Raw genomic sequence first — 13,389 nt, 5'->3', positions numbered from 1 at the left:
GACTCCCGGCGCGTCGCGATAGTATGCCGTCCTCGGTGAGGCCGACCGTTCACCATCCCATCGGATCGCCTCCGGGTCGCCGCCCGGTCCGGCATTCGCCCGTCCTCGCCGGCTCGGTCCTGGGTGATGAGGATGACCGTGCGACACGCCGGGCGACGGCGCGGGGATGCTGCGGACGGGCCGTGTACCGGATCCGGCGCGTCCGCTCCGCAGGTTATCAATGAATGGCGAGAGACATACCGGAATGGCACCGACGATGGCGCCCCCATCATGAGCGAAAGGGACCGGTATGGCTTGCAATCCCCCACGATTCGCGTACGCGAGCGACTGCGCCTTCATCGCATCCGTCGACGATGCCGGTTCCGGCAATCCGTCCGTCATGCTCTCCGACACCCCCTCCGCCGGCGATGCCGTGACGGTCCCCGCCCGGTCCCCGGCGAAGGCCCCGGCCGCAATCGGCGCGCCGCCGACGAGGATTCCCGGGCTGCCCGGCTACGTGTTCGTCCGCACCATCGGGTCGGGGTCCACGGCGACCGTGCATCTGTACCGCGATCCGGCCACCGGCGAGCGGGTCGCGCTCAAGATTCCGTCCGATCCTCATGACGCGCATGCGCGGCGGCGGCTGCGGGGCGAGGCCGATGCGCTGAGTCGCCTTGCCGGCCAGCCGTTCGTGCTGCCGTTGCTCTCGACCATCGAGCTGGAGGGCGGCGCACCCGGTCTCGTGCTCGCCTATGCGCCCTCAGGCTCGTACCGCGAGCGCATGATGCTTGGGCCGATGGCGGCGGATGAGGTGATCGACCTCGGCATCCGGCTTGCGGGAGCGCTGTGCGCGGCGCATCGCGCCGGCATACTCCATCGGGATGTCAAGCCGGCGAACGTGTTGGTCATGGCCGACGGCTTGCCGGCGCTGTCCGATTTCGACGTGGCCGCAGACGTCTATCGTCCGTCCGTGGCCACCGGCCATTCACGTCCGTGGGCGGCGCCGGAAGTGCTTTCCGGCCGTTCCGGGGGCACGGAGGCCTCGGATGTGTATGCGCTGGCGGCCACGCTGTACGGGCTGCTCGCCGGGATGCCGCCGCCTGGGCCCGTCGCTTCAATCCCGGGCGGAGGATCGTCCCCCGCCGCCGGCGGCCGTGTTCCGCCGATGCCGGACGAGGTGCCGGAGCCTCTTGCACGGGTGCTGGTCCGGGCGTTGGCCGTCGATCCGGATGAGCGCTGCCGGTCCGCCATGGAGTTCCGGCGGGCGCTCGTGCGGGTGCGGGACGATCGGACGGCGTCCGGGAATGGCCGTTCGTCCGGGCAGCCCGGCATCGAGGACGGCGCGGCGGCGTGCCGGCATATGGCCGCACCGATGCCGTCCGCTGCCGGTACGGCATTCCATCGGAATGCATCCGCATCGGCACCGGCCCGCAGTCGGGACGGTCGTGCCGTCAGGACCGTTCCCGTCACGGTGTTCGCGTGCGCCGCCGTCCTGCCGACCGCCGTCGCGCTGGTCTCGGGTTCCGTCCCGCCGCCTGTGGCCTCGCCGTCCGCCGGATCCCCGACGTTGTCCGTGCAACGGGTGGCTTCCGAAGGTTCGACTGACGCCGGAGGCTTGGCGGATGCCCCGTCTGCGGCGGTCGGATACGTGCCGCCGGTGGCCGGCCTCTCGGGCCGGGAGGAGAACGGAACCGTCACGTTCACTTGGACGAACCCCGATCCACGGCCCGGCGACGCCTACGCATGGCGTCCGGTGGACGGGTCGGGTGCGGCGCTTGCGGCGGCGGACCTCACCGACCGGGAACGGGCGTCCGTCACGCTCGCCGACGGGATCGGCACCTGCATCCGGGTCGATCTGGTCCGGGAAGGCGGCCTGATGTCGTCGGTTCCCGCCATCGCATGCGTCGCCGCCGAGGCGAATGACGACAGTCATGCGCGGGGGGACGTGCGTGAAGGGGAATCATCATGACCATCATGGGTCCACTGGGAAGGAACCGGTCCGGAGCGCGCGACGGCACCTCCGGCTGCCGCCGACCGGAGACCGGGAGCCGAGGTCGCCGGGATCGAGGCGTGGCTGTACTGCTGGCGGCGGCGCTGCTGGCGTCCATCGTCATGGGCGCGTTGCGCGCTCAGGCGGTGTCCGGGGGCGATGTCCGGTTCGACGACGGGACGGTGTGGATCACTTCGGATGCGCACCGGCAGGCGGTGCGGTTCAACGCGGCGGCCGGTCAGCCCGACGTGTCGCTGCCGGCTCCCGAGGGTGATTTCGATGTCGTGCAGCATGGGGATCTCACCCTGCTTGTCGGGGACGGGCTCGTCCAGAGCGTCGACCCGGCGAGCGCCGAGGTCACGGCTTCGGTCGAGACCGGTTCCGGGTTCGATGTGAAGATCGGCGGAGCGTCTGTAGCCCTGGTCGAGACCGGGAACGGATCGGTGTGGGCGTTTCCCGCTTCCGAGTTCGGAGCATGGTCGCCCGACTCCCGCCCGGCGGATATGACGGTGGGTGCGGATGGATTCGTCGCGGTCGGTCATGACGGTCTCGTCTACGGGTATCGGCCCGAGGACGGCACCGTGCTGTGTCTGGATGCGGATGGGGGCGGTCCGGCGACGGCCGTGGCCTCGTTCGGCGAAGGGGATCGATTCGAGGTCGATGATGTCACGGTGGTCGGTTCGACGCCGGTCGTCGTCGCGGACGGCGTCATCCGCTGGCCTTCGGGCTCGGTCGATACCGGGGTGCGTGAACGGCTGACCTTGCAGGCGCCCGATGCCGACGGCGCCCAAGGGCCGTGGGTGGCGGCCGTCGGACGGGATCGGCTGGTCACGGCCGATCTGTCCGGTTCCGGCGGGGATGCGGGAATGCTCGTCTTCGAGGCGCATGCCGACGGAGAGCCGGCCCGCCCGGTGTCGTCCGGCGGGTGCGTCCATGCCGCGTGGGGACGGGCCGAGCGCAACTATCTCGCAGTGTGCTCGCCTGGTTTTCCGGATGGGGGCCGTTCCCGGAACGCCACGGTGGCTGCCGGCGACGTGGATGCCGCGATCGACGGTGCAGGAGAGGCAGGTATCGCCTCCAGTGACGCTGCCGCCGACGCCGGAGGAGGTTTTGTGACGCTGGCATCGGTGTCCGCATCCTCCGATCTCAGATTCCGGGTCAATCATCGGCGGGTGCTGCTCAACGATGCGGCCTTCGGCGATGTCTGGGCGCCGTCGGATCGGGCGGAGCCGCTTGACGTCCGGTGGGGAGGTCTGTTTCCCGACGACGTGGAGGAGGCTTCCGACGAGCGGCGGTCCGATGATGTCCCGGTTCCCGCGTCGGAGTGCACGCCGGATGCGGATGGCGTGCTGGCCAACGACGATGCGTTCGGGGTGAGGAGCGGCCGCTCGCGGCTGATCGACGTGCTGGCCAACGACGAACAGACCGGATGCTCCGCGCTGTCCATCGCTGCGGTGGGAGCCGTGCAGGGTTCCGGGATCCGGGTGACGCCGGTGCTTGACGGACGGTATCTGCAGGTCGATGCGACCGGAGTGAGTCCCGGAGCGAGGTCGTTCTCGTACGAGGTCGAGGACGGTGCCGGACACGCATCGTCGGCGCGGGTCTCGGTGACGGTCGTTGCGGGTGACGGCAATCATGCGCCGCAACGGTCGGCGACGGTATCGGAGCATGAGCTCGAGCAGGGGGCTTCGGTCGAATGGAATGCGCTGGAGGCGTTCTCCGACCCCGATGGCGATCCGCTGATGCTCGTCGCCGCCTCGCCGGAGGCCGGCTCCGACCTGACCGTGACGCATCGCAGTGACGGGCTGTTGACGATCGAGGCCGGCACGGTCGAAGCCGAACGCGTCGGCGTCGAGCTGATCGCATCCGACGGCAGCGACCTGTGCGCGGCCACGGCGTACGTGTCGGTGCGGGCCGCCGGCACGCTGCGCCCGACGACCGATCCGCTCTCAGTGAGGGCCGTGCCGGGCGACACCGTGCATGTCGATCTGACCGACAGCGTCCATGGCACGTCGGCCGATCCCGTACGGCTCGTCGACGTGTCCGTGTCGCCGGCCGCCTCCGTGGCATTGGACGCGGGGATGGCGTTGTCGTTTTCCGCGCAGGATTCCGGCACCTACGATGTGCGCTATACGGCAGCGCAGGGCGGAATGTCCGTTTCGGGCCATGTGCGCGTCGATGTGGCCCCGGCCGTGTACGAACGGTCCGCGCCCGTCGTCGTCGATGACGTGGTCGTGCTGGATCGGGACGGGAACGCCGTCGTCGACCCGCTCGGCAACGACACGGATCCGACGGGCGGGGTGCCGGCCGTGGCCGCCGTGGAGGCCGACGCCGGTTCGGGGGTCTCCGTCGGCATCGTCGACCACCGGCGGGTCCATCTGTCGGTCGATGTCATGCCCGATGCTCCCGTCCGGGTGCCGTATACGGCCGTCAATGAGGTCGGGTCGTCAAACGGGACGATCGTGCTGCTGCCCGCGGCCGTGGGCGGATCCGCGGCTCCCCGGGCGGTGGATGCGGACGTGTCCGTACGATGCGGCGGCACCGTATCGGTCGACGTGCTGCAGTCGATGGAGTCCGGCGACGACCGGAGGCTCGCCTTGTCCGATGCTTCCGCCACGGACGGAGCCCTGGTCGGAGGCCTTGCGTTCGTTGCGGACGGTTCCATCCGCTATCGTGCCGGCGATCGGGCCGGTGATTACCCGGTGCGTTACACCGTCGAAGACGACGAGGGCCGGATGTCGTCCGGCACCGTCACGTTCCATGTGCATGAACGGGATGCCGCCGGCAAGCCGGCTCCGAAGCCGCATGACGTCGAGGCCCGTGCGAGGGCGGGGAGTACGGTGCGCATCGAGATACCGCTGTCCGGCATCGACGCCGACGGGGACGACGTCATACTGCTGGGGCTGGGGCACCTGGCGCCGACGCTCGGACGCGTCACCGAGATCGGATCCGACTGGCTGACGTATGAGGCGTATCCGGATTCGTCCGGCACCGACACGTTCGCCTATGCCGTCGAGGATTGGACCGGACGCCGCGCGCAGGCGACCGTTCGCGTCGGCGTGTTCGTCTCCGACCGTTCCGGCGGAGTGCATGCGCGTGACGATGCCGTCGCAGTCCGTCCCGGCACGAGGATGACCGTCCCGGTACTGGACAACGACATCGCCGGTGACGGGTCGACGCTCATGCTGTCGGGAGCCGAATCGGAGGACCTCCCATCCGTGTCGGTGGAGTCCGGCGCGGTGTCGTTCACCGCTCCGGACCGGGAGTGCGTCTCCTATATCACGTATACGGCGCGTGACGAGGCCGGGTTCTCCGACACCGCGCTGCTGCGCGTCGAAACCGATGCCGACGCCCCTCCCCCGTCGCCCACCGCCTCGGACCACCGCGTGCCCGCGTCCGATACCGTGGATCGTCGCAGCGTGGATGTGGATGTGTCGGCATTGGTCACGTCCCCGTCCGGCGACATCGCCGACCTGGTGCTGTCCGTTCCCGACGAAGTGGCCTCCATCGCCTCGGCCGATTCGACGGACGGACGGCATGTGGTATCCATCGTGCTGGGCGACGAGCCGACCGCAGTGCCCTATACCGTCACCGACGGCGGCACCGGCATGGCGGCGAGCGCGTTCCTCCAGGTGCCGGCCTACGGCGTGTTCCCTCCGGCCAGACGGCCGCAGGCGCCCACGCTCGTCGTGGATGCCGGGGATACGCTGCTCATCGACATCGCCGACCAGGTGCGCGTCGGCCCCGGCAAGCGGGCCCGGATCGATTCCCCCGATTCGGTCAGCTCCACCAGAAACGATGCGGATCCGTATGTCGATGACCATACGCTCCGTTTCACCGCTCCGAGAGGATATGCGGGCCCGGCCTCGGTCACGTTCACCGCCGTGGACGGCAGCGCCGGCGGCGACGCGATCGTCAGCTCGGCCGTGATCACACTGCCGATCACGGTGATCGACGACGGCACGCCGGCACCGGTCTTCTCCGCGCCCGTCATCGAGGTCTGCACGGGAGAGGATCCGAAGACCGTCGACCTGTCGGCGCTCACCCGCTCGACCTCGTCCGCTTCCGACGATTCCACCTATGTCTACGAGGGAGGATCCGTCACCGGGACCGTGACCTCCTCGCTGAGCCGGGACGGTCTGCTCTCCGTTGAGGCGGCGCAGGATGCGGGCGCCGGATCGCTCGTCTCCATACCGTTCTCCATCCGGTATGACGGCGGCGTGCTCCGCACCGGCGTCACCGTGCGGGTGACGCAGTCCGCCAGACCGTTCGCGCGCATCGGCACCCGCACCGTGACGGTGAGCGCCGGAGAGGACGCCACGGTCGACGTGCTCGCCGATTCCTACAACCCGTTCCCGGAGACGCCGCTGCACGTGGTCGGCTGCACGGCCGACGCCCCGGCCCGATTCGCCGTCTCCTGTGACGGGACCACCGTATCGGTGCACGCCGTGTCCGGGCTCGGCGCCACGACCGGCATGATCCGCGTCGACGTGCAGGATGCGACGCGCTCCCGGCAACGGCAGGTCACGGCCACCATCACCGTCAAGGTCATCGATCGCCCTGCCGCTCCCCTGATGGGTGTCACGGCCGTCCAGGCATCCGATGGTGCCGTCGAGCTGAGTTGGATTCCCGGAGCGGACAACGGCGCTCCGATCGTCGAATACGAGGTGCGGTGGACCACCGGCGCTCGCTCGTGCGCGCCCGCCGACGGTTGCCGGATCGACGGTCTGGTCAACGGCACGACGTATGCGTTCACGGTCCGTGCCCGCAACGCCGTCGGCTGGTCGGACGATTCGGCCGTCGTCACCGCCGTTCCCGACCGGGTCCCGCCGCCCCCGGCGTCCGTCACGGTCACAGGCGGATACCGTTCGGTTCACGTCGCATGGGCGATGCCCGACTACGCCGGTTCGAGACCGGACCGGTATACGGTCACGCTCACCCTGAGCACCGGGTATACGCGCACGCTCGACGTCGACGGCCCGTCCACGGACTTCCCGCTGCCGCAGGATGCCGTCACCGATGGGTGCACCGCCTCGGCAACGGTCCGCGCGGCCAACGCCCGTGGTATCGGACCTCCTGCCGCATCCGCACGATCGGCATCCCCGTGGTCCGATCCGGATCCGATGACGCTCGAGCTGAGACAGGACGGCGGGTCCGTCACGGCGACGGTCATCGTCGGGGACCTTCGCAACGCCGGATGCCGTTCGGTCTCCATCGACGGCGTCGATGTGCCCTGCGATGCGCCGGCAGTGACGTGGACGCTGGACGAATCCGATTACGGCATCGAATCGGCCGTCACCGCGACGATGATCTTCCGAAGCGAGGGCATCGCGTCGGCCAGCGCGACCCGGTCGATCGTTCCCGTCTACGATGTGCGTCCTCCGGCTTCCGCGTCCATCCAGTGTCGAACGGAACGCTGCATCGTCCGATGGGCCCCATCCGGGCTCCATGACGGATTCGTCGTCAAGTACGGGGGAACCGAGCATACGGTTCCTTCGGGGACCACGGACATGTCGTTCGATGCCGCGCCGGGCGGCCTCTGGCTGCAGGCGTCGGTGGCGCAGACGTTCCGAAGCCGCACCGGCCCGTATCTGGACGCCGAACCGCAGACGGCACCTGCATCCCACGGCCCGGATGCATCCGTGGCGGCGCTGCCGTTGCTGTGGGTTCCGGCTTCCGCCGGCGATTCGCGGCCGGCGGCGCTTCACCTCCCGGCGCCGCAACGACGCTCGCGGCGCCGCGCACGGCATCAGTCCGCCGTCATACGGGAAAGGAGCCGGCCATGAACTGGGATGATTGGAAGTGGGCGACTCCCTCATACGGAGGCAGCACGACGGACGCCGTTCCCCCGACGGTCGATGACGATGCCACGGTCACCACCATCACGACCGTCACGGCCACAGCGGCCCGTATGACGCCGGATGACGGCGCAGCGTCCACCGACGACGGCACCGTGATCACGGACGACGGCACCGTATTGACGTATGACGACACCGTCCCGGGAGACATCGTCACGCCGTCGGAATCCCCGATCGCGTCCTGCCACCGATTCGGTGCGGAGGAAGCGGACGGCGCCGCGCCGTCGGAACCCATGGACGGCCCGATACCATGGCTGCCGCTGCACGGCCCCGGGAACGGACCCGAACGAACCGCACCTGCCACGGCCCCATCGGTCGGAACCCTGCCCGGCCCCGCCGACGATGCGGACCTCCTGCGCTTCCGTCAAGCCTTCGACGCCATCGTGGACGCTGTCGGCCGCCGGCTGATCGGCAAGCGCAGGGCCGTCGTCCTATGCGTCACCGCGCTCCTGGCCGGAGGTCACATCCTGCTCGAGGATGTGCCCGGCACCGGCAAGACCCGACTGGCCCGGGCGCTGGCCGACGCGGTGAGGGCCCCGTACCGTCGCATCCAGTTCACGCCAGACCTGCTGCCGTCCGACGTGACCGGGTCGATCGTCTACGATCGCGCCACGGCCGTGTTCTCCTTCCGTCCCGGTCCGGTCTTCGCGTCGGTCGTGCTCGCCGACGAGCTCAATCGTGCCTCGCCCAAGACCCAGTCGGCGCTGCTTGAAGTCATGGAGGAACGGCATGTCACCGTCGAAGGAGTCTCCCATGCCGTGCCACAGCCGTTCATGGTGGTCGCCACGCAGAACCCGAACGGGCATCTGGGCACCTACCGTCTGCCCGAAGCGCAGCTGGACCGGTTCCTCATCCGAACGTCGATCGGACATCCCGGGCATGAGGCCGGCATCGCCATTCTCAGGGCGGCGGACGGCACCTTCGTGCCGCAGCCGGGAGCCTCCTCGCACACCGCGCCGGCGGTCGGCGCGGCCGAGATCATCGAACTGCAGGCCATCGCCGCACGCGTGCATGCGGCCGATCAGATACTCGACTACATCGTGCGTCTGACGGAGACGCTCCGCATATCCGACGGCGTCGCCGGAGGACCCTCGATACGCGGCGCTCTGGCGCTCGCCTCATGCGCCAAGGTCCGTGCCGCCGCGGACGGACGGGGCTACGTGGTTCCCGACGATGTCAGGGACATGGCCGTCGCGACGCTCGCCCATCGCATCGTCCTCGACGCGGAGGCCTCGTTCTCGCACGTGGATCAGGCCGACGTCGTCCGACGGGCCCTCGAGGAGGTGCCCGTCCCCGATGGGATGCCGCCGCGCCGGCGACAGGGGAAGGAGACGCCATGGCAGGGCTCATGACGACAGGATTCCGCGGATTCGCCGCACGGGGCATGCCCAGGCGCGGCTCCGCTCCCCCGGCATGGCCCTGGACGGGTCTCGTCCGGCTGGTCGAGGCGTGGCCGCTGACCGGCGTCGGCTGGAGCGTCGCGGTCGCCGGTGTGCTGTGCATCATCGGGTTCGCGATGCTGCGGTGGCATGAGACGCTCGCCGCCGGCACGGTATGCGTCGCAAGCGTGGCCGCCGCACTGTCGGCGGCCCTCGGCGGGATGCCGCTGTCGGCGGAGGCGGAACCGCATTCCCCTCCGACCGCACAGCCAGCCGCGTCTCCCGCCGCGACAGGACGTCCCGCCCGTTTCCCGCTCCGGGTGACGGAAGGTGACGGCATCCGGTACGACATCGTCATCCGCAACACGTCACGGCGAACGGCGCGGGGAATCACCTGCATCATGCCGTATGCCGGACCGGACGTACGGTTCGCGGTGCCGCGGCTCGGACCGGGCGCCACGTTGCGGCATACCGTGGCCATCGGTCGGACCCGTCGAGGTGTGGCGCCCATCGGCACGGTGGTCTGGGAACGAAGCGACCCGTTCGGCTTGGCATGCCGTTCCATCACGGCCGCAGGCCCCGGCATCGTCGTCGTCCGCCCGCGGACGGTTCCGTTCGATTCCATCGGATTCGACCGTCTCGGCGATGCGGACGACACGGCCGGCCATCCGTCCGAAGACGGCGACCCATGCGGCCTGCGGCAGTACCGCGACGGGGACGATCCTCGCCGCATCCACTGGCCGGCATCGCTCAAAGGCACCGGACTCGTGGTCCGGGACATCAGGTCGTCCCGGCGCAACGGCATCATGCTCACCTTGGCCATCGACGCCAGCCGATACGCCGACGCCGCCGAATTCGAGACCGCGGTACGGGTGTTCGCATCAATCGGCATGCATGCACTGTCCACCGGCATGCCGCTGTCCTGCCAGGCCGGGAACCGGCCCGTCACGACGACGGATCCGGACGCCTTCCTCGACTCCTGCAGCCGCATAACCCCACACGGGTCGTGGGATGCTCCGTCGCCTTCGCCACCGCAGGCTTCGACAGCACAGGCGAACCATGACGGCACGGGTCTCCTTCCGGCGCCCGTGGACGGAGCGAACGTACTGGTGGCCGTCGTCGGGTCGACGCCCGGCAGAGGGCCGGACGCCGGTATCCGTCAATCCGGCATCGGTTCGGCGTGGACCGGTCCGTGCCTGCGCATCGAAGTCAGGCATGGTGCGACCGCATCGCTGAGATGCGAACCGGACGTCACGGTCGGCGTGGCGGGTTCGGTGGACGACCTTCCTTCGATCATGGAGGCGCTGTCATGATCCGGTTCCGCATCCCCCATCCGCAGACAACGGTCATCGAAGCGACGCGACGGCCGAGGAGAACCACCGCGCGCCCCCATCCGCAGAAGACGTCCATCGGCCACGACGATGACCGGCTCCGCTCCCGCCCCGCCCGTCATCCGCAAGGAAACGACATGCTCGCCGTCATGGCGCTCACCCTGCTGGCGAGCGCCAATCTCATCGACGTCTACGGATCCGTACCGCTGTGGGCCGGTGCGGCGTTGCCGTCCACGGTGTGCGGCGTGGCGCTCGCCGGTGCGGTTTCGCGGTCCGGCAGGTATCGGTGGTGCCGCAGCGTCGTCGGGCTCGCCGGAGCGCAGTTCGTTCTGGGCCCGGTGGCGGCCGAACTGCCCGCCTTGCCTTGGAGGGATGGACACGACTCCTGGGTTGGTGGTGTTCCGGAGTCGCCGGCTCGCCTGCTTGGTGATGTGTGGCGGTTGCCGGGGTCGTCGTTCCGGGCGCTTCTCTCGTCCGAGGTCCCGGTCGGCGCGGCTTCGGGTTCGTTGATGGTCGCGTGGACGGTCTGCCTGTGGGTGTCGTTCCTTGCGGCGTGCGCGGTGTTGGCCCGTCCCGGTGGCCGCCGGTTCCGCGTGCTCGCGACGGTGGTCGTCGCGGCCGGGTTCGTCCTGTGCGCGCTGTTGGGTACCGGGGATGGCGAATATCCGGCATGGACCGGCACCGTCATGGCGTTGCTGGCGATCCGGTGGTGTGCGTCCCCACGATGCGGGCGGAGTGCGGGTCGTCCGACGTCTCCGGGAGGCCCGGATGGAGCGGACGGTCCCGTCTGCCGTGTAGGCGTCGGTATCGTCACCGTGTCTTCCGGCGCCGCCGCTTCCGGAGACGCCATCCGGCCGGCGCGTCCGGTCCGTCTGCCATCCGGTATGGGGATGACGTCCGTTGCGGTCGCGGCCGCGTTGGTCGTATGCGCTTTGCTGCCTCAGCATCGGTTCGTGCTTCGGGACGGGTACATTCCCGATACGCTGCCGTATGCGTATACGAGCCCGTTGAGCGGGATGCGTTCCGTCGTCCGTGATCTTCGGAACGAGGTGCTGCTCACCGTCACGGGGTTGCCGTCCGGCGTCTGCGTACGTCTGGCGGTGATGGATGATTTCGATGGCAGCGTGTGGAATCTGTCCGGAAGCGGCTCAACTGCCGCGTCCGCCGATGATGGTTTGCCGGAGCGATCGAATGGCGACGACTCGTCCCGGTCTTTCGCCGGTTCCTCCGTGTTCCGGCGTATCGGCTCGTCCGCGGGTTCGCGCGACCGTCCGCAGTCCGATGATGCCGTCCGGGACGGTGCCGGTTCCGATGCGTCGGCGTTCTCGGCTTCGTTCACCGTCCATGACGGACTGTCCGGACCGTGGCTGCCGGTGGCCGGAACCGTCCTGTCCCTCGATGTCGATGAGGGTTACGGATCGTCGGAGGCCGGCGGCATCGCGATCTACGGCAATCGTGATAGCGGATCGTTCATCGTGCCGGCATGGCCGGATGGAGTGTGGCGGTACGCCGTCGATGGCGTGCTTGCCCCGGAGCCGTCTCCGGCCGCCATTGAGGAGTCGGCTGCGGCGCATGTCGTGCAGCCGCAGGCGCGGCATGTGCCCGACGCGGTGGAGAAGCTGGCCCTGTCCGTTGCCGGCGGAGCGGCCGACGGCGGGAGCCGGGGAGGCAGGAAGGCCCTGCTGCTGGCCTCGTGGCTTCGGGAGCATGGGTGGTTCTCCCACGGACTGTCCGATGACTATCCGTCCGCGCCGGGGCATGGGAGCCGCCGGCTTGCCGCGATGGTGGAGGATGTCATGGTCGGGGACAGCGAACAGTATGCCTCGTTGATGGCGCTCATGGCCCGTTCGCTCGGCCTGCCGTCGCGTGTCGTGCTCGGTTTCGTTCCCGATGACGACGCCGTTTCGCCGGTGGAGTTCACCGGCGACGATCTGGAGGCGTGGGTGGAGATTGCGTTGGAGGGATGGGGCTGGGTGTCGTTCCGTCCCACGCCGCAGGAGTCGCAGGCCTTCGATGGTGCACGCGCCGGCTCCTCGTCGAACGATAAGCGGTTGCGTCAGCCCGCTCCGCCGCTTGTCGACCCTCCCGACGAGGAGTCGCCGCCGTCGGCCGCCGCCACGCTCGGCGGGGAGCGCGCGGAGCGTCCTGATCGCGAGCGTGCCGACATCGCCGCCATCATGCGTGCGGTCCTGTCCGTCGTGGTCCGGATCGGTCCCGTATGGATGCCGCTGTTGGCCTGCGCGTGCATCATGGCGTGGAAGGCCCGGATCCGGTCCCGGGAGCGGGGCCGCGGTCCGCCGCGTACGCGGGTCCTCGCCGCGTGGGCGTCCGTATGCGATGCCGCCGTGGACGGACGAGTCCCGTTGCGGGGCACCCGGAGTGATCGGGTGGAGATGCTGGCCGACCGGTTCCCGGGCGAGCGCGGAGCGCTGACTCGCCTCGCCCGGCAGGCCGACCGGGCTGCGTTCGCGCCGTTCCCGGCGCCGGCATCCGGATTCCCTTCGGCATCAGGTGCCGCTCCCCTGGCCGACGCAGGTTCCATGTCCGGAGCCGCTCCCCCGTCCGGATTCGTATCCGAGTCCATGTCGGACGAGGAGGCCACCGCCTGTTGGCGGGATGCCGAGGCCGTGCGCCGGGCGATGCTCGACGCGCAGCCTCCGTTTCGGCGTCTCGCCATCCGTCTGTCGACGCGTTCCCTTCGCGCCCGATTCCAGGGCTGTCCTCATCCCTGGTTCCGTCCCCGTTTCCGGTCCCGTCATCCCCGGTTCCATTGCCATCCCGGAATATGACGACGGCCCGGTCCTCCCGAAGGAGGACCGGGCCGTGAGGTCCGTATGGTTCGGACGATCCGC

Annotated in this window: 5 protein-coding genes; all 5 read left to right on the top strand. The window is 69.6% G+C overall.

Features of this window, described 5'->3' with window-relative positions; translation table 11 throughout:
* Positions 1 to 289: 289 nt before the first annotated feature.
* Entirely contained in the window at positions 290 to 1,948 is a 1,659-nt protein-coding gene (locus D2E24_RS02405; protein ID WP_125967742.1) for a serine/threonine-protein kinase, read from the top strand.
* Positions 1,949 to 2,049: 101 nt separating this feature from the next.
* On the top strand, positions 2,050 to 7,755 hold the full coding sequence (locus D2E24_RS02400) for an Ig-like domain-containing protein (protein ID WP_125967741.1): 5,706 nt from the start codon (positions 2,050 to 2,052) through the stop codon (positions 7,753 to 7,755).
* On the top strand, positions 7,752 to 9,179 hold the full coding sequence (locus D2E24_RS02395; protein ID WP_125967740.1) for an AAA family ATPase: 1,428 nt from the start codon (positions 7,752 to 7,754) through the stop codon (positions 9,177 to 9,179). The genes D2E24_RS02400 and D2E24_RS02395 overlap by 4 nt, the downstream gene beginning before the upstream one ends.
* Positions 9,180 to 9,394: 215 nt before the next feature.
* Positions 9,395 to 10,519 carry a DUF58 domain-containing protein gene (locus D2E24_RS02390; protein ID WP_164520968.1) on the top strand — a complete coding sequence of 375 codons (1,125 nt, stop codon included), beginning with the start codon at positions 9,395 to 9,397 and terminating at the stop codon, positions 10,517 to 10,519.
* Positions 10,516 to 13,326, top strand: a complete 2,811-nt coding sequence (locus D2E24_RS02385) for a transglutaminase-like domain-containing protein (protein WP_164520967.1) — start codon at positions 10,516 to 10,518, stop codon at positions 13,324 to 13,326. The genes D2E24_RS02390 and D2E24_RS02385 overlap by 4 nt, the downstream gene beginning before the upstream one ends.
* The last annotated feature ends 63 nt before the right edge of the window (positions 13,327 to 13,389 follow it).

Origin of the sequence: Bifidobacterium samirii (assembly GCF_003952945.1) — a bacterium.
GTDB lineage: Bacteria > Actinomycetota > Actinomycetes > Actinomycetales > Bifidobacteriaceae > Bifidobacterium > Bifidobacterium samirii.
The sequence above is the reverse complement of the archived record's forward strand: the minus strand, read 5'-3'. Positions and strand labels throughout refer to the sequence as shown.

Bases quoted from the DNA above. Each gene is read 5' to 3' on its own strand.
- D2E24_RS02405 (WP_125967742.1), top strand. From the start codon at position 290: ATGGCTTGCAATCCCCCACGATTCGCGTACGCGAGCGACTGCGCCTTC.
- D2E24_RS02395 (WP_125967740.1), top strand. From the start codon at position 7,752: ATGAACTGGGATGATTGGAAGTGGGCGACTCCCTCATACGGAGGCAGC.
- D2E24_RS02385 (WP_164520967.1), top strand. From the start codon at position 10,516: ATGATCCGGTTCCGCATCCCCCATCCGCAGACAACGGTCATCGAAGCG.